A 21,563-nucleotide genomic window follows, 5' to 3' on the forward strand; every position below is an offset into this window, starting at 1 on the left:
TCTACACTGACGGGGGCGGATTCCCGGGCGGCGAGGGGCGGTTGACGGTGCGTAGGGCATGGATCGTAGCGACCGCTGCTGTCGGTGCCGGGCTCGCCTTCCTGATGCTGCTCGTCGCCGGTGTGTACGTCGTCGCCGGCAACCTCGCCAACGGCGTGGGAGGAGCAACCAAGGCGCTGGCCAAGGGGTCGGTGCCCGCTGCCTATCAGGCGCTCGTGCAGAAGTGGGGCAATCTCTGCTCCGCCCTCAACCCCGCACTGCTGGCCGCCCAGCTCTACCAGGAGAGCGGGTTCAATCCGAAGGCGCAGAGCGCCGCTGCGGCCCAGGGGATAGCGCAGTTCATTCCGGGGACCTGGGCCACGCACGGTGTCGACGGCGACGGGGACGGCGATCGCGACGTCTGGGATCCGAATGACGCGATTCCGTCGGCCGCGTCCTACGACTGCGAGCTCGCGAAGTACGTCAGGGACGTGCCGGGTGACGCGACGAAGAACATGCTCGCCGCCTACAACGCGGGGGCGTACGCGGTCATCAAGTACGGGGGCGTACCGCCCTACAAGGAGACCCAGAACTACGTGAAGACGATCACGACGCTCGAGGACTCCTTCGCCGCGCCCGTCACCCGCGTCGACCCGTCCAAGCAGGCCGCGGGGGCCATTTACTACGCCCAGAAGAAGCTCGGCACGCCCTACCTGTGGGGTGGCGACGGTACTGCTCAGGACGGTGGGCGGTTCGACTGCTCGGGGCTGACCAAGGCCGCGTACGAGAGTGTCGGGATCACGTTGCCCCGGGTCGCCAACGATCAGTACAACGCGGGGCCGCATCCAGAACGCGACGAGTTGCTGCCCGGGGACCTCGTGTTCTTCTCCGACGACCTCACCAACTCACGCGCCATCCGCCATGTGGGGATCTACGTGGGTGGCGGATACATGATCGACGCCCCGAGAACGGGTGCCGTGATCCGGTTCGACCCGATCGACACCCCGGACTACTTCGGGGCCACCCGGGTCACCGAAGATGGCGCGAAAGCGCTCCCCACGACGGTGTGAACCGAGTGTGAACCCACCCCCTGAGCTGGGGAGATGAGTCTCTCTTCGATAACGTCTGCGTGATCATTCGGTGGAGAGTGGAACGTATCAAGCGGGGCCGTGCGTTCCTGTTGGAGTAGCCGAGCAAAGCCTGTCCGGAGGAAGGCGGAAGCGGATCTACGAACCGACCACGGGGGCGGCAGGAGCGGCGCATGTGAGATGTGCCGGGTGGAACACGACGAAGGGGCCGCAGCACCATGGCTGGACTCGCCGAATCCGGGTCGAACCCCGACGTCGACCTGCTCTATGACATCAACGGTCTGGCCGGGGACGCGCCGCGGTGGTTCGACCGGATCGTCGAATTCGTGGGTGAGTACGGGCTGTTGCTGGCCATGGTGCTGCTCGTGGTGTGGTGCTGGTGGAGCGTGCGGCGGCGGGGAACAGGCGCGGACGAGGCGGCCTCGGGCGTTGCGGCACTCGTGTGGGCGCCACTCGCGGCTGCGCTCGCGGTGCTGGTCAACGTGCCGATACGGGGGTTCGTCGAGCGGCCCCGGCCTTTTCTCGATCATCAGGGGCTCGATGTCCTCGTCTCCGGCAAGACCGACTACTCGTTCGTGAGCGACCACGCGACGATCACCATGGCGATGGCGGTGGGACTGTTCGTCGCCAACCGCAGGTTCGGGCTCCTTGGGATCGGGCTGGCGCTGCTCGAGGGTTTCTGCCGTGTGTACATGGGCGTGCACTATCCGACGGACGTCGTCGGCGGGTTCGCGCTGGGTACGGCGGTGGCGTTGCTGTTGTCGCCGGTCGCCATGGCGCTGCTCACGCCGGTGATGAAGGCCGTGGAGCGGTCGCCGAGGGTGGGGTGGCTGATCCGGAGCCGGTCAGGGACCGGTGAGGGGACGGGGGACACGCTGCTCCCCGGGGCGCGGGCCGCGGCGGCGTCCGAGGAGCGGGATCTGGCGGCGTAGAGCGGCTGCTACAGAGCCTGCGGGTAGGTGAAGAAGCGGTTCGGGTCGTAGCGCTTTTTCAGGGTTGTCAGGCGGGCCGCGGCGTCGCCGTAGTACGCCTTGCGCCAGTTCGTCAGGGTCGGGTCCGTGTAGTTCTGGTACGCCGCACCGGAGGCGTACGGCTTCATCGCCGCGTGGGCCGCCGTCAGCCAGGACTGGGCGGTCGTACCGGTCGTGCCGGCACGCCAGGACGCGATGTACTGGGCCAGCATCCGGGAACGGCGGTGGACGAACGCCGTCGCCGTGGGGGAGACGCGGTTGACGGCTCCGCCGAGGGCCGTGAGCGCGATGCTGCCGGACCCGCCCTGTACCGACTCGATCTGTTCGAGCAGGGTCTGGATGCCCGCCGCCTGGATCGAGCGGTCGAAGAAGTCCGAGCGGGCCGCGTACGTCTCCCGGCCCAGCGCGCCCTGCGGGGAGCGGCCCGGGGTCGAGCCCGGCAGGTGGCACTGGGCGTCCGTCGAGAAGGAGGAGCAGCCGGCGTAGATCTCCATCGCCTCCTGGTACGAGCGGCGGCGCAGCGAGACGTTGATCGCCGGTGCGCCCACGCTGTCCGCCAGGCGGTCCACCGCGTTCTGCAACTCGCCGTACGTACCCAGGGAGAAGGCCGCGACCGAGACCGTGGGGGTGCCCCCGGCGGCGTTCGCGAGATGGAGGGACGACCAGATCTCGTCGGGCTGGTTCGGGCCCCACTCCTGCCAGGCCTTGACCACCGCGGCTGCCCTTGACCAGGGCCAGGTGAGGTAACCCGTCACGGCCTGAGGGGCAGGGTGCGTCTTGAAGTGCAGCTCCGTCACGACGCCGAAGTTGCCGTTGCCCGCGCCGCGCAGGGCCCAGAAGAGGTCCTTGTTCTCGGTCGCGCCGGCCGTGAGCTGCTTGCCGTCGGCTGTGATCAGGGTCGCCTGGGTGAGGCTGTCGCAGGTCAGGCCGTACGCCCGGGAGACCACGCCGTGGCCGCCGCCGAGGACGAGACCGGAGACGCCGACGGTGGGGCAGGAGCCGGCGGGGATCGTCACGCCCTTCGCGGTGAGGCCGCGGTAGACGTCGATCAGCTTGGCGCCGGCGCCCACGACCGCCGTCGTGCCGGAGACGCGGAGGCGGTTGAGCTTGGAGACGTCGACGATCAGGCGGCCGTTGCCGGAGGACCAGCCGGCGTAGGAGTGGCCGCCGTTGCGGATCGCGACCTGGACGCCGTGGGCCTGGGCGTAGGAGAGGACCGTGCGGATGTCGGCGGTGTGGGCGACGTAGGCGACCGCTGCGGGCTTCAGGGAGTCGAAGCGGGTGTTGTAGAGCTGGCGGGCCGCGGGCCAGGCCGCTTCGCCGGGGCGGACGAGGGAGCCGTCCAGGTCTCGGGCGAGGGCGGTCCAGTTGGCGGGGGTTGCGGCGGAGGCGGATTTGAGGGGGGTGCGGGAGGACGTGGCCGTGTCCGTGGAGGCGGCGCCGGAGGTGTCGTCCGTGCTGCTGCTCTTGCAGGCGGCTGTCGTGACCGCTGCGAGGGCGGCCGCGCCGCCGCCGATGAACGTGCGCCGTTCCATGTCCTGTGCCTTCCGTCGGGCGTCATGGAGCGAGACGGGTTGGTGGAGGTGGGGGTTCCATTTTGGTGGGTGGGTGTGCGGACCCTCTCGGCTTCGCTCCAGCGGGGGGACCCCCATCGCCCCGGGCGGCACGCATGCCCGCGGACTGGCGGCCGCTACGCCGGTGTCGTGTGGTTCTCTGCGTCTGTTCTTGCCAGGCTTCTCGCTCGGCGGGCCGGCCCGCGCCAGCCGCAGGTGCAGAGGGCCAGGCAGAAGCGGCCACGTTCGACCGTCGTTGTGCGGTGTTCCCGGTCCGGTCCGGGGACCTCGGGGCCGTCCTGCTGCGTCACGGCGACAACGTTACCCAGGCCCGGTAAAGGGCTCGTATGCCCCTCGCAAGCCTTCGGCGCGCGTGACGGGCCCACCTACTCGTCGTTAACCGGAACGACAGGGGGTCCGTGACGAACGTACCGGCTGGGGGTCGGCAGGCGATGGCGCAGGGGCAGCGGGAGCAGCGGCGGTACAGGCGGACGGCGGGTGGGGCAGTCGCCACGGCGGGGCTGGTGGCCCTTGTCTGTGCCGGGGCCACCGGGTGTTCATGGAGCGGGGCCGCCGCCGAGGACGCGAGGGGTGCGGGCGATCCGGTCGAGACCCTGCGGCGCGCCGCCGACCGGCTTGTGGACGCCGGCAGTTCCAAGGCCCGTACGTCGATGGAGATGGCCACCGGTGGGACGAGGGTGACCATCCGCGGCGAAGGGGTCTATGACTACCGGAAGCAGCTCGGGGAGCTGAAGGTGGTCCTGCCGCAGGATCCGGCCGGCACGAGTGAGCATCAGCCGATCACCGAACTCCTCGCGCCGGGAGCTCTGTTCATGAAGAACAGGGGGGCGGGGGTGCCGGACGACAAGTGGGTGCGGGTGGAGACCGCCACCCTGTCCGACGGGAATCTCGTGACCGGTGGGGCCACCGACCCGTTCGCCGCCGCCGAGCTGCTGCGGGGGACGCGGACGGCGACGTACGTGGGGAGGACCGAGGTCGCCGGGACGCGGGTGCGGCACTACCGCGGTACGGCCGATCTCACCGACGCCGCGAAGGGCGCCTCGGCCGGTGGCCGGGAATCGCTGGCCGCGGCGGCGAAAGGGTTCGCCACCTCCCGGGTTCCGTTCGACGTCTACCTCGACGACCAGGGGCGCATCCGCAAGATCCGGCACCGGTTCAGTTTCGTCAACGGGCAGCGGAAGACCCCGGTGGCGGTCGCGTCGACGACACTGCTGTACGACTTCGGGGCCCCCGTGGACGTACGGCTGCCGCAGCCGGAGGACATCTACGCCGGCCGGATCGCGGAGGAGTGAGCCAGCCCGGTGGGCCCATCCCGGTGGGCGAGAACTAGCCCTTCCGTGCCATGCGCGGTGTGTAGGCCCGTCCCTACTCTAGGAAGTCGGTAACGGCAGAGAAGAGGTGATGCACGTGGCTCCGGTCGGCGGTACGGCAGTTCAGGACCACGTGGCCCTCGCCGAGATCGAGCTGTGCGGCGACCTGATCATCGCGGCCTCGGCCGCCGAGGACCGGCTCAGCCTGGAGAGCATCGACGAGGTGCTGAAAGTGGCCGAAGAGCGAGCCCGAGGGGACAGGGAAGCGTAGGCCCTCATACCCGGAGGCGCGGCAGGGTCCGCCGCGCCTCACTTCGTCGACCTCGGATCGCGGGGCATCAGGTCCGCAACAGCCGCCCGATCGCCTTCGTCGCCTCCTCCACCTTCGCGTCGATCTCGGCGCCGCCCTTGAGGGTCGCGTCCGCCACGCAGTGGCGCAGGTGCTCCTCCAGCAGCTGCAGGGCGAAGGACTGCAGGGCCTTGGTGGAAGCGGACACCTGGGTGAGTATGTCGATGCAGTAGACGTCCTCGTCGACCATGCGCTGCAGACCGCGGATCTGGCCCTCGATCCGGCGCAGGCGTTTGAGGTGTTCGTCCTTCTGCTTGTGGTATCCGTGCACACCACGGTCGTGATCCGTCACGATGTCAACTGCGTTTTCGGTCACATCAGCGGCGGCCGTGGAGGGCGCACCCGCGCCGGCCTCGGTGGTCGTCATCGCGTCCTCCAGAGATATACCCCTACTGGGTATATCGTACCGAACTCTGCTGGGTATAGGGCCCTTGGCCGATGCCTGGCGCTGAGGCCGGGGACGTGCTGTGGACTGGACCACCGGGCGGCCCCCGTGTCGACCGCCCTGTCCGATGGGCGACACTGGGGGCGGCCCGATAGCCCTGGCCGGATGATGCGCCTAGCATCAGCCTGACCGAAACCGATGCATACCGAGGACCCCACGTGCGCTTTCGTCTGACCCCCAGGGAGACGAGCTTCTACGACATGTTCGCCGCATCCGCGGACAACATCGTCACCGGCTCGAAACTCCTGATGGAACTGCTCGGGGCGGACGCCTCCGCCCGGGCCGAGATCGCAGAGCGTATGCGGGCCGCGGAACACGCAGGTGACGATGCCACGCACGCGATCTTCCACCAGCTGAACTCCTCGTTCATCACGCCGTTCGACCGTGAGGACATCTACGCGCTCGCGTCGTCCCTCGACGACATCATGGACTTCATGGAGGAGGCCGTCGACCTGGTCGTCCTCTACAACGTCGAGGAACTGCCGAAGGGCGTCGAGCAGCAGATCGAGGTGCTGGCCCGGGCCGCCGAACTGACGGCGGAGGCGATGCCGAATCTGCGGACGATGGAGAACCTGACCGAGTACTGGATCGAGGTCAACCGGCTCGAGAACCAGGCCGACCAGATCCACCGCAAGCTGCTCGCCCACCTCTTCAACGGCAAGTACGACGCCATAGAGGTGCTGAAGCTCAAGCAGATCGTGGATGTGCTGGAGGAGGCGGCGGACGCCTTCGAGCACGTGGCGAACACGGTGGAGACCATCGCCGTCAAGGAGTCCTGAGGCCCGTCCATGGACACCTTCGCTCTGGTCGTGACCATCATGGTCGCGCTGTTCTTCACGTACACCAACGGCTTCCACGACTCGGCGAACGCGATCGCCACGTCCGTGTCGACGCGGGCACTGACGCCGCGGGCCGCGCTGCTCATGGCCGCGGTGATGAATCTCGGCGGTGCCTTTCTGGGGTCCGGGGTCGCCAAGACCGTCAGTGAGGGGCTGATCGAGACGCCCCACGGGTCGAAGGGGATGGGGATCCTCTTCGCCGCGCTCGTCGGCGCGATCACGTGGAACCTCATCACCTGGTACTTCGGTCTGCCCTCGTCGTCCTCGCACGCGTTGTTCGGCGGCATGGTGGGGGCCGCCCTCGCGGGGGGTACGACCGTGTACTGGGACGGGGTGCTGGAGAAGATCGTCATTCCGATGTTCGTGTCGCCGGTGGTGGGTCTGGTCGTGGGCTACCTGGTGATGACGGCGATCCTGTGGATCTTCCGGAAGGCGAATCCGCACAAGGCGAAGCGCGGGTTTCGGATAGCGCAGACGGTGTCGGCCGCGGGGATGGCGCTGGGGCACGGTCTGCAGGACGCGCAGAAGACGATGGGCATCGTGGTGATGGCGCTGGTCATCGCGGATGTCGAGACGTACGGGGATCCGATCCCGGTGTGGGTGAAGATCGCGTGCGCGGTGATGCTCTCGCTGGGGACGTATGCCGGTGGGTGGCGGATCATGCGGACGCTGGGGCGGAAGATCATCGAGCTGGATCCGCCGCAGGGGTTTGCGGCGGAGACGACGGGGGCGTCGATCATGTTCACCACGGCGTTCCTGTTCAAGGCGCCGATCTCGACGACGCATGTGATCACGTCGGCGATCATGGGTGTGGGGGCGACGAAGCGGGTGAACGCCGTGCGGTGGGGCGTCGCCAAGAACATCGTGCTGGGGTGGTTCATCACGATGCCGGCGGCCGCGGTGGTGGCTGCGCTGGCCTTCGGCGTTGTGAACCTGGCGTTCCTCTAGCCGTCGTACGAGGGGCTCCCGCCCCTGGACCCCCGGCTTGTGCCCACCCACACCCGACTAGGTCGGCCCAGAAGTGGGCGACTGATCTGCGGGTCGGCTCCGTTGGGCAGGAAGTGTGGGGTCGGGGCGGCGGTGGATTCGGTCGGTCAAGGGGTGAGCCCTCGGACCCGCGACCGTTTCGGTCGGTCAGGGGGTTTACGACCGGCCTGCACCGGACTTGGTCGGCGGAGAAGTGGGCGGCTGTGCGCGGGTCGGCTCGGTTGGGCGAGGTGTGGGTCGGTTGTGAGCCGTCGGTTTGGTCGGTCGGGGGGTGGGTGGGATGGTGTCCCGCCGAGTGGTGTAGCGCCTATCACGGCGAAAGACCAGGTCATAGCTCGAATTCAGCGCCCGCCGACCACCCAGACCTGACGGCGCGTCATTCGATGGTGCCGGCGGCCCAGCGTTGCCGACGGTGACACGGCGTTCGCCAAGACCAGGGCCGTGGGCCTCCGTGCCGGCTGTGGCGACCGCAACTCCCATCTGATGGTGAGTCAGAGGCTAGTGCCGAGCCGACCGACGACGTGTACGACCTGCATCTTCGTCGTGATCGCGGCTACACCACTTGGCGGGACACGACCGTGGGCGGCTGTGCTGCCGGCATCGGGGACGGGATCGCAGCGGCTTGGCCGCTGGTTCGCTTGGTCGGTCGAGGTGTGGGCCCCCGAAGCGCCACCGGCTCGGGCGGTCGAGGCGTGGGCCGGCTGTGAGCCGCCGGCCTGGTCGGTCGAGGAGAAGTGAGTCGGCAACCTTCGACTCGGTCGGACAGGGAGCGGGGCGTCCCGAACCTGCCTTCCGACTCCGGTGGCCGCGAAATGAGCAGCAAGACGACGGGCCCGCCCCCGGGAGCCAGGGGCGGGCCCTTTATCGGCCTCGCGGTGGCACCGCCATGCAGCACCGCGAGGGGTTGGTGGAGGCCTAGCCGAAGCGGCCCGAGATGTAGTCCTCCGTCGCCTGGACCGACGGGTTGGAGAAGATGCGTTCCGTGTCGTCGATCTCGATCAGCTTGCCGGGCTGGCCGACCGCCGCGAGGTTGAAGAAGGCCGTGCGGTCCGAGACACGCGCCGCCTGCTGCATGTTGTGCGTGACGATGACGATCGTGAAGCGTTCCTTCAGCTCGCCGATCAGGTCCTCGATGGCGAGGGTGGAGATCGGGTCCAGGGCGGAGCAGGGCTCGTCCATCAGCAGGACCTTCGGCTCGACCGCGATGGCACGGGCGATGCACAGACGCTGCTGCTGGCCGCCGGACAGGCCGGAGCCCGGCTTGTTCAGGCGGTCCTTCACCTCGTTCCAGAGGTTCGCGCCCTTGAGGGACCTCTCGACGATGTCCGACAGTTCGCTCTTCTTGTAGCTGCCGTTGAGGCGCAGACCCGCCGCCACGTTGTCGAAGATCGACATCGTGGGGAACGGGTTCGGGCGCTGGAACACCATGCCCACCTCGCGGCGGACCGCCACCGGGTCGATGCCGGCGCCGTACAGGTCCTCGTCGTCGAGGAGGACCTTGCCCTCCACCCGGCCGCCCGAGGTGACCTCGTGCATACGGTTCAGGGTGCGCAGGAACGTCGACTTACCGCAGCCGGAGGGGCCGATGAAGGCCGTCACCGAGCGGGGCTCGACGGTCATCGAGATGTCCTCGATCGCCTTGTGGGAGCCGTAATAGGCGGTCAGTCCGCTGACGTCAATTCGCTTGGCCATGTCTTCTACTTCACTTCCGGGATCAGTCGCTGTGGCCGCGTCAGCGACCGGTCTTCGGGGCCTTCCAGCGGGCGATGCCGCGGGCCACCAGGTTGAGGATCATCACGAAGGCGATCAGCGTGAGTGACGCCGCCCAGGCACGGTCGTACGCCGGTTGCGAACCCGCGCTCTGCGCGTACTGCTGATAGATGTACAGCGGCAGCGACGCCTGCGCACCCTCGAAGGGGTTGTTGTTGATGAACGGGTTGCCGAAGACGAGCAGCAGTACCGGAGCCGTCTCGCCGGCGATTCGGGCGACGGCCAGCATGACGCCGGTGATGATGCCGCCGATGGAGGTCGGCACGACCACCTTCAGGATCGTGCGCCACTTCGGGACGCCCAGGGCGAGGGAGGCCTCGCGCAGCTCGTTCGGCACGAGCTTGAGCATCTCCTCCGTGGAGCGGACGACCACCGGCATCATCAGGATCGCCAGGGCGAGCGAGCCGGCGAAGCCGAAGGGCTGCATGTCGAAGATCAGCATGATGCTGAGGATGAACAGACCCGCGACGATCGACGGGATGCCGGTCATGACGTCGACGAAGAAGGTGACGGCCCGGGCGAGGTTGCCGCGCCCGTACTCCACCAGGTAGATGGCGGTGAGCACGCCGATGGGCGCGCCGATCACGGTGGCGAGGCCGACCTGCTCGAGGCTGCCGATGATGGCGTGGTAGATGCCGCCGCCCGGCTCGCTGTCGGCGACGACGCCCATGGAGTGGGTCAGGAAGTAGACGTCGAGGACCTTCACACCGCGCTGCACGGTCGCCCACACCAGGGAGGCGAGCGGCACGACGGCCAGCAGGAAGGCGACCCAGACGAGGCTGGTCGCGATGCGGTCCTTCGCCTGGCGGCGGCCTTCGACGCGGGCCGCGATGACGTAGGTGCCGAGGACGAAGAGCACGCCGGCGATCAGGGCCCACTGGATGTTGCTGCCCAGGCCGGCGGCGGCGCTGATGCCGAGGCCCAGCGCGATCGAACCGGCTGCGATGGCCCACGGGCTCCACTTCGGGAGGCTGGCGCCCTGCAGGGTGCTGGGGCGCTTGTCGGTGACGGCTGCGTGGCTCATGCGTTGGCCCCCGAGTACTCCTTGCGGCGGGCGATGATCGCGCGGGCCGCGCCGTTGACCAGCAGGGTGATGACGAACAGGACCAGGCCGGAGGCGATGAGCGCGTCACGGCCGAACTCCGTCGCCTCGCTGAACTTGCTGGCGATGTTCTGGGCGAAGGTGCCGCCGCCCGGGTTGAGCAGGCTGGCGTGGATCAGGAAGTCCGGGGAGAGGACGGTGGCGACGGCCATCGTCTCGCCGAGTGCGCGGCCCAGGCCGAGCATCGAGGCGGAGATCACGCCGGAGCGGCCGAAGGGCAGGACCGCCATGCGGATCACTTCCCAGCGGGTGGCGCCGAGGGCCAGGGCCGCCTCCTCGTGCATCTGCGGGACCTGGCGGAAGACCTCGCGGCTGACGTTGGTGATGACCGGCAGGATCATGATCGCCAGCAGGATGCCCACGGTGAACATCGAGCGCGGGGCGCCTTCGTCCCAGGAGAAGATGCCGGTCCAGCCGAGGTAGTCGTTCAGCCAGCCGAACAGGCCGTCGAGGTGCGGTACGAGGATCAGGGCGCCCCACAGGCCGTACACGATGGACGGAACGGCGGCGAGCAGGTCGATCACGTACGCGATGGGGCCGCTCAGCCGGCGCGGGGCGTAGTGCGTGAGGAACAGCGCGATGGCGACGGCGATGGGGACCGCGATGACCATGGCGATGACCGAGGAGACGATCGTGCCGAAGGCCAGCACGGCAATGCCGAACTTCGGCGGGTTCACGCCGGTGTTCCACTCGAAGGTGGTCAGGAAGTTGGCGTCGTCCTTGCTGATGGCGACGGCGGCTCGCCAGGTGAGGAAGACCGCGATCGCGGCCATGATCACCAGCAGCAGAATGCCCGACCCTCGGGTGAGACCGAGGAAGACACGGTCACCGGGCCGGGTGGTGCCGCGGGCCGCGCGCTTCTGCTCGGCTTCCGTCGCCCGGGGCGTGGGGGGAGATTGTGTGTTCTGTGTCGATATGTCCATCGGGTTCTCCGGTCTGCGGAGCCACACGGTGTGAGCGGCTCGATGGAGCCGTACGCCATGTACGGCTCCTGGCGGCGGTGCACCGGACGGTGCGGTCCGATGCCGGTTTCCCGGATCGGACCGCACCTTCAGATCAGCTCAGGCCCTCGATGGTGGTGCGGACCTTGGCGATGATGTCGGCCGGGATCGGGGCGTAGCCGATCCCGGAGAGGATGCTCTGACCCTGCTCGCTGGCGATGTAGCGCAGGAACGCCTTGGTGCCCGGCAGGGTGGCGGCCTTGTTGCCCTTGTCGCAGACGATCTCGTACGTGACCAGGGTGATCGGGTAGGCGCCCTCGGCCTTGGTCGCGTAGTTGATCTTCAGGGACAGGTCGCTGCCGGTGCCGACGACCTGGGCGTCCGCGATGGCCTTGGTGGCACCGTCGGTGGAGGCCTTGACCGGGGTGGCGGCGCCCGTGTTGAGGGCGACCACGGACAGGTCCTTGGCGTAGGACAGCTCCATGTAGCCGATCGCGCCGTTGGTGGACTTCACACCCTGGGCGACGCCGGAGGAGCCCGACGCGGCCTGGCCGCCCTTGGCCTGCCAGGCCTTGCCGCCCTCGTACTTCCAGTTGTCCGGGGTGGTGGCGATCAGGTACTTGGTGAAGTTGTCCGTGGTGCCGGACTCGTCCGAGCGGTGGAACGCCTGGATCTTCAGGTCGGGGAGCTTCGCGTCGGGGTTCAGCTTCGCGATCGCCGGGTCGTTCCACTTGGTGATCTTGCTGTCGAAGATCTTGGCGATGGTCGGGGCGTCCAGGACCAGGTTGTCCACGCCGTCCAGCTTGTAGGCGACGGCGATCGGGCCGCCGACCATCGGGAGGTCGATGCCCTGACCGCCGGAGCAGACGGACTTGGACTCGGTGACCTGCTCGGGCTTCAGCGCGGAGTCCGAGCCGGCGAAGGCGACCTGGCCCTGCGTGAACGCGGTGACGCCGGCGCCGGAGCCGCCGCCCTTGTAGTTGATCTGGACGCCGGAGCAGGCCTGGGTGAAGTTCTTGACCCAGGCGTCGATCGCGTTCTTCTGCGCGGACGAGCCGTCGGCGAGCAGCTGGCCCTTGGCGTCGTCACACTTGATGTCGCTCGCGCCCGCGGTCGCGGAGGCCGTGTTGCCGCCGCTGTTGCCGCCGGTGTCGTCGGAGCCGCACGCCGTGAGGGCCAGGGCGCCGGAGACGGCGAGAGCACCGAGAGCGAGGGCCCGCCGGTTCATGCGCTGAAGCTTCACTTGAGGGAGATCCTTCCAGGAGCCGCCGGCCTGATTCGGCGGCGTGCGATGTCTGGGTTGTGCGGACGCGTCCTGCAGGTCGCGGTCCGCACCGCGTAAGGCCGAAATTAGGCAGATCAGGTGAAGGCGCCTACGGCCGTAAGTGAACGGGGGGTGAACCCCTGAGGACGGTGTGGTTAGGTCACGGAACGCTTACGTCGAGGACACGGCGTTGTCCCGGGCCGTGACCGGACTATGTCAGGTGCAGGGCATCCAGCAGAGCGTCCACGAGGTCGCGGTCCCTCGGTTGGGTGAGGCGGTTTCGTGCGGCCGTGGGAGGGAGCCACAGGATGCGGTCCACCTCGGTGTTCGGGGTGAAGGAGCCCTCGACGGCCTGGGCCGCCCAGTAGCGGACCTCCTTCGGGCGGCCGCTCGCCGGATAGCGGAGGGTGGGCAGCTCGGCGCCGAGCACGGCCCGGTAGCCGGTCTCCTCCTCGACCTCGCGCACCGCCCCGGCGACGGGGTCCTCGCCGCGCTTGAGCTTGCCCTTCGGGTGGGACCAGTCGTCGTATTTCGGTCGGTGGACGAGACAGACCTCCAACTCGCCGTCGACCGGGGAGCGCCGCCACAGAACGCAGCCGGACGCGAGGACGGTGGTGTCGTTCGCATGAGTCACCGGTGGTCACCCTTTCTGGATGCGGGGTCCTTGTGGGTGGTGGTGCGCGGTGAGGTCGGTCAGGAGGTGCTCACCGCCTGCTTCTGCCAGCACTGCTGGAACGCGAACCGTGCCGCCTCCACCTCGTGGCGCTGGTCCGCGTGGAGCACGCCGAGCGCGTAGGCCGTCGCCGGGGCGATGCGGGGCGTACGGGCCGCCTGGGCCGCGGCGCCCGCAGCCTCCGAGGCGTCGCGATGGCGGTTCAGGGCCTGGCCGGCCGTGAGCAGACGTATGTCGGCGGGCGTGTTGCCGCCGTACAGGACCTCACGGGTGTACCGGTGCAGGCGCAGCAGGAGGCGGACCTGGTGCCAGGGCGCGTCCTGCGGGTGCGGGGACGGGTCCGGGGAGAGGCCGTGGATCAGCGCCTCCGCGTTGTAGGGGTGGCCGGCGGTGACGAGGGGGAGCGCGGTGACGGCGTCGGTGAGGCGGTCCTCGGCCGCGGCGGCCAGGGGGTTGAGGTCGGTGGTGAGGGCCGTGGGGGTGAGAGGGACTTCGCTGGCCAGTACGGCGACCTTGTCCGCGACGGCGTGGAAGCGGGAGGAGCCGAGAGCCGTGAGGGCGGTGGAGTGGGCTCGGGTCCGGGCCAGCGTCAGCTGGCGTTCGAGCAGGGCGCCGGCTTTTGCCGCGCCGACCGTCAGGTTGCCCCGTTCCGTCGTGGGCGGGTGGGTCGGGGGGCCGGCGGTGCCGGGAGCCGCCGGCGGTGGGACGGGCGCCGCCCCGGCGGCACGACTGCCCACGGCTACGTCCGCCACGTCCCCTTGTGCGGGCAGTACCACCGAGCCCGACAACCGGTGCAGTGCCAGCAACAGCCGTTCCAGTCGGGCCCCGTACGCGTGTTCCAGTGCCAACGTGCCCGAAAGCCAGGCCAGTTCGGGGCGGATCTCCTCGGACCAGGCCGCATCCAGCAGGGGGCGGAAGGTGTGCAGGCTGCCGCTGATGCGGCGGGCCGAGCGGCGCAGGGCGCGGGTCGCGTCGACGGACCCCTCCGCGCCGTTCGACGAGCCGCCGGTCTCCCGGTGCAGCCGCAGCGCGCGGAGGAACTCCGTGGCCTGGGCCCGCAGGTAGGCCGCGAGGGCGTCCCCGGTGACAGCCCCGGCCGTGGGATCCGTCGGGTCAAGGTGTTGCTGTGCCACGCCGGCGCCTCCGGGCGTCTATGAGCATCTCCTGAACGTTGCGCAGGGGCTGTCCGTCCGCGTCGGTCGCGTGCCGGTTCCACTCGCCGTCCGGGCCCAGGTGCCAGGACGCGGTGCTGTCGGACATGCCGGTTTCGAGGAGCCGGTTGAGGGCGGCTCGGTGGGCCGGGTCGGTGACCCGGACCAGGGCCTCGATACGGCGGTCGAGGTTGCGGTGCATCATGTCGGCGCTGCCGAACCACACCTCGGGCTCGCCGCCGTTGCCGAAGGCGAACACGCGGGAGTGCTCGAGGAAGCGGCCGAGGATGGAGCGGACCCGGATGTTCTCCGACAGGCCCGTGACGCCGGGGCGCACCGCGCAGATGCCGCGCACCCAGATGTCGACCGGCACTCCCGCCTGGGACGCGCTGTACAGGGCGTCGATGGTCGCCTCGTCGACCATCGAGTTGACCTTGATGCGGATGAAGGCGGGACGCCCGGCGCGGTGGTGCTGGGCCTCCTTGTTGATCCGCGCGATCAGGCCGTCCCGGAGCGACTTGGGGGCGACCAGGAGCCGGCGGTAGGTCTCGCGGCGCGAGTAGCCGGACAGGCGGTTGAAGAGGTCCGAGAGGTCCGCGCCGACCTGCTGGTCCGCCGTGAGCAGGCCGAGGTCCTCGTAGAGGCGGGCCGTCTTCGGGTGGTAGTTGCCGGTGCCGACGTGGCTGTAGCGCTGGAGCGTGTCGCCCTCCTGCCGCACCACCAGCGACAGCTTGCAGTGGGTCTTCAGCCCGACCAGGCCGTATACGACGTGACAGCCGGCCTCCTCCAGTTTGCGCGCCCACTTGATGTTGGCGTGCTCGTCGAAGCGGGCCTTGATCTCGACCAGGACGAGGACCTGCTTGCCGGACTCGGCGGCCTCGATCAGCGCGTCGACTATGGGGGAGTCGCCGGAGGTCCGGTACAGCGTCTGCTTGATCGCGAGGACGTCCGGGTCGTTCGCCGCCTGCTCCAGGAAGGCCTGGACGGAGGTGGAGAAGGAGTCGTAGGGGTGGTGCAGCAGCACGTCCCGGCTGCGCAGGGCCGCGAAGATGTCGGGCGGGGACGCCGACTCGACCTCGGCGAGGTCGCGGTGGGTGCCCGCGATGAACTTCGGGTACTTCAGCTCGGGACGGTCGAGGCCGTGGATGCGGAAGAGGCCGGTGAGGTCCAGGGGCCCCGGCAGCGGGTACACCTCTGCCTCGCTGATCTTCAGCTCCCGCACCAGCAGGTCGAGCACCTCGCGGTCGATGGACTCCTCGACCTCCAGGCGCACCGGCGGCCCGAAGCGGCGCCGCATGAGCTCCTTCTCCAGGGCCTGGAGCAGGTTCTCGGCGTCGTCCTCCTCGACCTCCAGGTCCTCGTTGCGGGTGAGGCGGAAGGCGTGGTGCTCCAGGACCTCCATGCCCGGGAACAGCTCTTCCAGGTGCGCGGCGATGACGTCCTCGAGCGGCACGTACCGGCCGGGCGCGGCCTCCAGGAAGCGGGACAGCAGCGGCGGCACCTTGACGCGCGCGAAGTGCTTGTGGCCGCTGACCGGGTTGCGTACGACGACCGCGAGGTTCAGCGACAGACCCGAGATGTACGGGAAGGGGTGCGCGGGGTCGACGGCGAGCGGGGTGAGCACCGGGAAGATCTGGTGCCGGAACAGGGTGAACAGGCGGGCCTGCTCCTTCTCCGTCAGCTCGCTCCAGCGGACCAGGTGGATGCCCTCCTCCGCGAGGGCGGGGGCGACGTCCTCGTGGTAGCAGGCGGCGTGCCGGGCCATCAGCTCGCGGGAGCGGGCCCAGATCATCTCCAGTACTTCGCGCGGCTGCAGACCGGAGGCGGAGCGGGTCGCCACGCCGGTGGCGATACGGCGCTTCAGGCCGGCCACCCGGACCATGAAGAACTCGTCCAGGTTGCTGGCGAAGATCGCCAGGAAGTTCGCCCGTTCGAGGAGGGGCGTGTTCGGGTCCTCGGCCAGTTCGAGGACGCGCTCGTTGAACGCGAGCCAGCTGCGTTCCCGGTCGAGGAAACGGCCCTGGGGCAGCTGCAAGCCCTCGACGTGCGACTCCTCGTAGGCATCGAGGTCGGCGTCGATGTCGGGTTCCAGGTCGGAGACCACGGCCGCCGACACGGTGTGCGGACGGTGCGCGGCTATGGAGCCCACGGAGGGCTGGGGGTGCTGGACCGTTGCCTGGGCATCTGACTGGCTCATGGACCCATTCTTCCGCGCCGCGAGCATGATGGGCGCGTCGGAGAGTGCGGGCGGGAGCGCGGCGGCGTTCCCCACGGGGGGCGGCGAGGGCTCGGGCACGGCGGGGTTCATTGGCCGAGCGTCGCAAGCCCGTCTTAACCGGCGGTTACGGAGACATGGCGTGCGGGATAGCGGGGGGCGGCTCGCGGGGGTCTACGCGCGGGGCCGGTCCGTCGCTCTGCGCAGGCGGGAATACCGCCGTACGACTGTGACGGGACGGCACCACCGTACGACTCTGACAGTACGACCGTACGCCCCTCCCCTCGGTGGAGGGGCGTACGGGAGTGACGGGACCTCAGGCGGCGGTGCGGCGGCGCAGCAGCCGGAAGGCGAGGGCGACCGTCAGGGCGGCCACGGCCAGGACGATGCCGGTCTCCTCGAGGTGGAGGGGCCAGAAGTCGGACTGCGGCGGGTGGGTACGGGTCGCCGTCGGCCACTGGGCCTCGCGCCGGCGCTCCAGGAGGAAGTTGAGCGTCCACATCACGGCGAGGGAGACGCCCAGGGCGGGCAGGGCACGGCGCAGCACGAGCCCGGTGAGGGTGCCGACCGCGAGGGCGCACAGCGCGTACGCCACCGTCGCCGGGCCGCGCGCCACGAACACGTCGGGGAAGGTCCAGTCGTCGCCCATCAGGTCGCGGTGGGCGGCCCAGCCCCAGCGGAACGCCAGCACCAGGGCCGTGCCGCCGAGGGTGAGCGCCAGCGCGGGCAGGGCGAGCTTGGCGGCGAGCCAGCGGGTGGGGGTGACGGCCTGGGTCCAGGCGAGCTGTGCGGTGCCGAGCTCCAGCTCGCGGCCTATCAGGGCGGCGCCCGCCCAGGCGGCGACGGCGAGGAAGCTGTAGCAGATGAACGTGCTGATCCAGCTGGTCGGCCGGCTGTAGTCGAGGAAGGTGAACGGGTCGCAGGTCTCGACGGCACGGCATGCTGCCTGCGCCGCGTGGACGGAGACCGCGGTCACGTCGTTGAGCCACACCAGCCAGGCGACCATGCCGGCGACGAAGGCGCCCCAGACGATCAGGGCCGTACGGTGCAGGCGCAGGATCGTCCGGGACAGTCCACGGCCTGCTGCGGCGCTCATGCGGCGGCCCTCCGGGGGGCGGGGACGCCGGTGCGGCGGCGCAGCAGGGCGAACGCGGTCACGGCCAGCAGGGCGGCGACGGCAAGGAGGAGGCCGGTCGCGGTGAGCTGCAGGGGCCAGAAGTGTGACCTCGGGTGGTAGTCGTGGTAGTAGCTCACGGCGTCGAGCCGGGCGTACGTGTCGCGGCACTCCGGGATGATGCTGCTGCCGCACTGCGGGTCGGCGATGCGGGCACCGCTCGACGTGATCAGGCCCGTGCCGACGTCGATGCCCTCGCCCGAGGGGTCGTACTGGAGGCTGCTGACGGTGGTGGCGGCGGGCCAGAGGTGGGGCAGGGCCACCGCGAGGGCGGTCCACAGCCCCGCCACGGCGATGACGGCGGTGACGAGCGCGGCCAGGGAGCGGCGCAGGAGCACCCCCGCGAGGGCTCCGGCGGCGAGGCCCGCGAGGGCCAGGGCGACCGTGATGGGGCCGTTGGCGTAGAAGGTCGCGGAGTCGTACCAGGTCTTGGCGTGGTCGATGGGGCCGTCGCCCGCCGACCACGCCAGGTGGTGCAGCAGGACCAACAGACCGGTGCCCCCGGTGATCAGCGTCGCCGGCACGGCGAGCTTCGCGGCCAGCCAGCGGGTCGGCGAGACGGCCTGGGTCCAGGCGAGCTGCGCTGTGCCGGTCTCCAGTTCGCGGCCGGTCAGCGCGGCGCCCGCCCAGGCGGCGACCAGGAACGGGACGGCGAGGACGAACATGGTCGTGTACTGGTATACGTCCTTGAAGCGGATGATCGCGGCCTGGTCGTACCGGCAGGCCTTCTGGCTCTCGATGCAGGCGTTGTACTGCCGCCAGGCCTCCGCCGCCGCGTCGGTGAGCGGACCCCAAAGCCACAGCAGCGCGGCCGCGACCACGACGAGGGCACCCGTCCACAGGTACAGGGCCGGACGGTGCAGGCGCAGCAGCCAGCGGACCGTGTGCGGTGCGGGAGCCTTCCGCAGTCGGGGTGCGGGTGCGGGGGCGGTCAGCGTGGTCACGCGAGCGTCTCCTCGGTGTCGGCGGGAACCGGCGTCAGGGCGGGGGCCTGGGGGCTGCGCAGGTACGACAGGACGAGTTCCTCCAGGGAGGGCGCGGACGCCCGCCAGCCGCCGCCGAGGGGGCCCGCCGGGCGCACGAGGGCGGTCAGCTGGCGGCCGGTCGTGCGGGACTCGACGACGGTGTGCGGCTCGAGGTCGGTGTCCGCGGGGCCGGACACGCGCGCGTGCGCGGCAAGAAGGTCGTCGATCTCGCCCGCGAGGCGGACCCTGCCGCCGCCGATCAGCAGCAGGTGGTCGCAGGAGTCCTCCAGTTCGGCGACCACGTGCGAGGACATCACGATCGTGGTGCCGAACTCGGCCGCCTGCGCCATCAGCCCGGCCATCAGCTCGTGCCGGGCCAGCGGGTCGAGATCGGCCATCGGCTCGTCCAGGAGCAGCAGTTCGGGCCGCTTGGCGAGGGCCAGGGCGAGGGCGACCCGGGTGCGCTGGCCGCCGGAGAGCGTGCGGATCCTCGCCTTCGAGGAGAACTCGCCTCCCGCGACGACGCGTTCGGCGGCGGCCGCGTCCCAGCGGCCGGGATTGAGATCGGCACCCGTGCGCAGTGTCTCGGCGACGGTGAGCTGCGGGTACAGCGGCTTGTCCTGGGCGACGAAGCCCACGCGCGCGCGTGCCGACGCCGGGTCCGTGCCCAGCACGGTGACCGTGCCCTCGGTGGGGGCCAGCAGGCCCGCGGCCAGCGCGAGGAGCGTGGACTTGCCGGCCCCGTTGGGCCCGACGACGGCACAGACGCGCCCGGCGGGCAGCCGGAACGTGCAGTCGCGCAGCGCCCAGCCTCCGCGCCGGCCGAAGCGCTTGCCGAGGGCGGCTGCCTCTAGGGCCGTGTCGGTCATGACGGGTCTCCCTGGGATCGCTTGTCGAGTACGGCAGTGAAGAGTGCGGCCACGTCGTCCCGGTCCAGGCCTGCCTTGCGGGCCTTGTCCACCCATGCGTCCAACTCGGCCAGCAGGGGGGAGTCGTCGGCGGGTGCGGTGCCCAGTGTGCGCCGCACGAAGGTGCCGAGCCCGCGCCGTGCCTCGACCAACCCTTCGCGTTCCAGCTCGCGGTAGGCCTTCAGCACGGTGTTGGGGTTGATCGCGGTCGCCTCCACCACCTCCCGGGCCGTGGGCAGCTTGTCGCCGGGCTCGAGCAGGCCCAGGCGCAGGGCCTGCTTGGTCTGCTGGACGATCTGGACGTAGGTGGCCACGCCGCTGTGCCGGTCGATGCGGTACTCGACCATCGGACAACCACCCTTTCACTAATTGAGTAGTGAAAGGGTGTTGCCAACTGCTCGGAAAGTCAAGCGTGTTTGTGTGAACCGATCGGCGGGGCTCGTCCGATGAGGAGATGTGAGCGAAACGAGAAGCGACGGGGAGCTGCTGCGATCCATCGCGGCGGACGGGGACCGTCACGCCTTCGAGGAGCTGTACCGGCGGTACGCGCCGTGGCTGACGGCGCGCATGCGCAGCCGCTGCGCCGACGCCGGGATAGTCGACGACGTCGTCCAGGAGACGTTCCTCGCGGTGTGGCGGGGGACCGCCCGCTATCGCGAAGAAGGCGACGCGGCTGGTTGGTTGTGGCGCATCGGCTCGCGCCGCCTGGTCGACGCGCTGCGCGGCGACGGGGCGCGGGGCCGGCTGAAGCAGGCCCTGGCGCGGCTGCGCCACCGGGACGAGGCCTCGGCGGAGGAACGCGTGCTCGCGGGGGTGGAGCACGGGGACCTCGCCGGCGCCCTCACCCGGCTCTCGCCGGAGTTGCGGGCGGTGCTGCAGGCGACGGTCATCGACGGGCTCACCACTCGGGAAGCGGCCGTCCTGCTCGGCATTCCGCCCGGCACGGTCAAGACGCGGGCCCAGCGTGCCCGCAAGCAACTGCGGGAGGCGCTGGCATGACGTGGCACGTGGCCGAAGAAGACCTGCGTGCGTACACGCGGGGCGAACTGGCACCGCCCCTGCTGTGGTCGGCCGACACGCATCTCACCGCGTGCGCCGACTGCCGGGCTCGTCTCGCGGAGTTCAGCGACCCGGTCGCGCTGGACGCCGGCTGGGAGCGGCTCGACGCCGAACTGGACGCGCCGCGGCCCGGACTGTTCGAGGGTCTGCTGACGCGGCTCGGCGTGGCCGAGCACACGGCTCGGCTGCTGACCGCGACACCAGTGCTGCGCCGCTCCTGGCTGCTGGCGGTGACGTCGGTCCTGGCCGTGACGGTGCTGGCGGTGCACGTGGTCGACTCGCCCGCGCTGTTCCTCGCGCTCGCCCCGCTGCTGCCACTCCTCGGGGTCGCGCTGTCGTACGGCTCCGCGTTCGACCCGGCGTACGAGATGGCCGTCGTCGCTCCGCTGCACGGATTCCGGCTGCTGATGATCCGCACCGTTGCCGTGCTGACCGCCGGTCTCGCGCTCAACGGCCTGGCGACTCTGGCCCTTCCGGCGTACGGGCTGCTCGCCCTGGCCTGGCTGCTCCCCGCCCTCGCCCTCACCGTGACCGGCCTCGCGCTGACCGCCCGGCTGGGCCCGGTCCTCGCGCCCGCCCTGGTCGGCGGCGCGTGGCTGACCCTGCTGATCGTGGCGCAGGCCCGAGCGCACAGCACGCCCGCCCCCTACACGACGGCCGGCCAGGCGACCGCGGCAGCAGTCGCGGTCCTCGCCACCCTGCTGCTCTACCGCACCCGGGACCGCTTCGACACCCGGCCGGTCGCGGGCTTCCGGGACGTGGGCGCCGCATGACCACGACCCTCGCCCCGCCCGCCGAC

Annotated in this window: 21 protein-coding genes; 8 read left to right on the top strand and 13 right to left on the bottom strand. The window is 70.2% G+C overall.

The genetic code is table 11. The annotated features are described in order from the left end of the window. Window positions 1-41 precede the first annotated feature (41 nt). Entirely contained in the window at window positions 42-1,049 is a 1,008-nt protein-coding gene (locus tag ABZO29_RS23655; protein WP_367326214.1) for an NlpC/P60 family protein, read from the top strand. A gap of 236 nt (window positions 1,050-1,285) precedes the next feature. Then, window positions 1,286-1,999 (top strand): phosphatase PAP2 family protein, encoded by a 714-nt coding sequence (locus ABZO29_RS23660; protein ID WP_367322171.1) that lies wholly within the window; start codon window positions 1,286-1,288, stop codon window positions 1,997-1,999. Between the two features lie 8 nt (window positions 2,000-2,007). Here the strand turns inward: ABZO29_RS23660 and ABZO29_RS23665 are convergent, their stop codons facing one another. Then, entirely contained in the window at window positions 2,008-3,573 is a 1,566-nt protein-coding gene (locus ABZO29_RS23665; protein ID WP_367322172.1) for an FAD-binding oxidoreductase, read from the bottom strand. A gap of 470 nt (window positions 3,574-4,043) precedes the next feature. Here ABZO29_RS23665 and ABZO29_RS23670 point away from each other — a divergent pair, with 470 nt between their 5' ends. Beyond that, window positions 4,044-4,904, top strand: a complete 861-nt coding sequence (locus ABZO29_RS23670) for a hypothetical protein (protein ID WP_367326215.1) — start codon at window positions 4,044-4,046, stop codon at window positions 4,902-4,904. Window positions 4,905-5,013: 109 nt separating this feature from the next. After that, window positions 5,014-5,193, top strand: a complete 180-nt coding sequence (locus tag ABZO29_RS23675; protein ID WP_367322173.1) for a hypothetical protein — start codon at window positions 5,014-5,016, stop codon at window positions 5,191-5,193. A 67-nt stretch (window positions 5,194-5,260) separates the two neighbouring features. On the opposite strand, the gene ABZO29_RS23680 is transcribed toward ABZO29_RS23675, so the two are convergent. Further along, a complete protein-coding gene (locus tag ABZO29_RS23680; RefSeq protein ID WP_367322174.1) occupies window positions 5,261-5,638 on the bottom strand; it encodes a metal-sensitive transcriptional regulator in 378 nt (125 codons plus the stop codon). Between the two features lie 236 nt (window positions 5,639-5,874). On the opposite strand from ABZO29_RS23680, the gene ABZO29_RS23685 reads away from it, so the two are divergent. After that, window positions 5,875-6,495 (top strand): DUF47 domain-containing protein, encoded by a 621-nt coding sequence (locus ABZO29_RS23685; protein WP_367322175.1) that lies wholly within the window; start codon window positions 5,875-5,877, stop codon window positions 6,493-6,495. A 9-nt stretch (window positions 6,496-6,504) separates the two neighbouring features. After that, complete coding sequence (locus tag ABZO29_RS23690) at window positions 6,505-7,503, top strand: anion permease (protein WP_367322176.1); 999 nt, start codon at window positions 6,505-6,507, stop codon at window positions 7,501-7,503. Window positions 7,504-8,457: 954 nt separating this feature from the next. On the opposite strand, the gene pstB is transcribed toward ABZO29_RS23690, so the two are convergent. The 11 genes from pstB to ABZO29_RS23745 all read right to left on the bottom strand — a co-directional run bounded on the left by pstB (window position 8,458) and on the right by ABZO29_RS23745 (window position 20,052). Continuing rightward, on the bottom strand, window positions 8,458-9,234 hold the full coding sequence (pstB, locus tag ABZO29_RS23695; RefSeq protein ID WP_367322177.1) for a phosphate ABC transporter ATP-binding protein PstB: 777 nt from the start codon (window positions 9,232-9,234) through the stop codon (window positions 8,458-8,460). A 40-nt stretch (window positions 9,235-9,274) separates the two neighbouring features. Continuing rightward, window positions 9,275-10,336, bottom strand: coding sequence for a phosphate ABC transporter permease PstA (gene pstA, locus ABZO29_RS23700; RefSeq protein WP_367322178.1), 1,062 nt, complete (start codon window positions 10,334-10,336; stop codon window positions 9,275-9,277). Further along, window positions 10,333-11,337, bottom strand: coding sequence for a phosphate ABC transporter permease subunit PstC (gene pstC, locus ABZO29_RS23705; protein WP_367322179.1), 1,005 nt, complete (start codon window positions 11,335-11,337; stop codon window positions 10,333-10,335). The genes pstA and pstC overlap by 4 nt, the downstream gene beginning before the upstream one ends. 133 nt (window positions 11,338-11,470) lie before the next feature. After that, the gene (gene pstS, locus ABZO29_RS23710; RefSeq protein WP_367322180.1) at window positions 11,471-12,598 is read right to left on the bottom strand and encodes a phosphate ABC transporter substrate-binding protein PstS; all 1,128 of its coding nucleotides are present in this window, start codon (window positions 12,596-12,598) and stop codon (window positions 11,471-11,473) included. A gap of 232 nt (window positions 12,599-12,830) precedes the next feature. Beyond that, complete coding sequence (locus tag ABZO29_RS23715) at window positions 12,831-13,253, bottom strand: NUDIX hydrolase (protein WP_367322181.1); 423 nt, start codon at window positions 13,251-13,253, stop codon at window positions 12,831-12,833. Window positions 13,254-13,312: 59 nt separating this feature from the next. Beyond that, complete coding sequence (locus ABZO29_RS23720) at window positions 13,313-14,425, bottom strand: CHAD domain-containing protein (RefSeq protein WP_367322182.1); 1,113 nt, start codon at window positions 14,423-14,425, stop codon at window positions 13,313-13,315. After that, the gene (locus ABZO29_RS23725; protein ID WP_367322183.1) at window positions 14,406-16,751 is read right to left on the bottom strand and encodes an RNA degradosome polyphosphate kinase; all 2,346 of its coding nucleotides are present in this window, start codon (window positions 16,749-16,751) and stop codon (window positions 14,406-14,408) included. The genes ABZO29_RS23720 and ABZO29_RS23725 overlap by 20 nt, the downstream gene beginning before the upstream one ends. Window positions 16,752-16,974: 223 nt before the next feature. Beyond that, window positions 16,975-17,754, bottom strand: a complete 780-nt coding sequence (locus ABZO29_RS23730) for a hypothetical protein (RefSeq protein ID WP_367322184.1) — start codon at window positions 17,752-17,754, stop codon at window positions 16,975-16,977. Next, window positions 17,751-18,767 (bottom strand): ABC transporter permease, encoded by a 1,017-nt coding sequence (locus ABZO29_RS23735; protein ID WP_367326216.1) that lies wholly within the window; start codon window positions 18,765-18,767, stop codon window positions 17,751-17,753. Before ABZO29_RS23735 ends, ABZO29_RS23730 begins: the two co-directional genes overlap by 4 nt. 5 nt (window positions 18,768-18,772) lie before the next feature. Beyond that, entirely contained in the window at window positions 18,773-19,666 is an 894-nt protein-coding gene (locus ABZO29_RS23740; RefSeq protein ID WP_367322185.1) for an ABC transporter ATP-binding protein, read from the bottom strand. Next, entirely contained in the window at window positions 19,663-20,052 is a 390-nt protein-coding gene (locus tag ABZO29_RS23745; protein WP_367322186.1) for a GntR family transcriptional regulator, read from the bottom strand. Before ABZO29_RS23745 ends, ABZO29_RS23740 begins: the two co-directional genes overlap by 4 nt. 109 nt (window positions 20,053-20,161) lie before the next feature. On the opposite strand from ABZO29_RS23745, the gene ABZO29_RS23750 reads away from it, so the two are divergent. Next, a complete protein-coding gene (locus ABZO29_RS23750; RefSeq protein WP_367322187.1) occupies window positions 20,162-20,704 on the top strand; it encodes an RNA polymerase sigma factor in 543 nt (180 codons plus the stop codon). After that, complete coding sequence (locus ABZO29_RS23755) at window positions 20,701-21,537, top strand: zf-HC2 domain-containing protein (RefSeq protein WP_367322188.1); 837 nt, start codon at window positions 20,701-20,703, stop codon at window positions 21,535-21,537. The genes ABZO29_RS23750 and ABZO29_RS23755 overlap by 4 nt, the downstream gene beginning before the upstream one ends. Window positions 21,538-21,563: the final 26 nt, after the last annotated feature.

This window comes from Streptomyces sp. HUAS ZL42 (assembly GCF_040782645.1).
Lineage (GTDB): Bacteria > Actinomycetota > Actinomycetes > Streptomycetales > Streptomycetaceae > Streptomyces.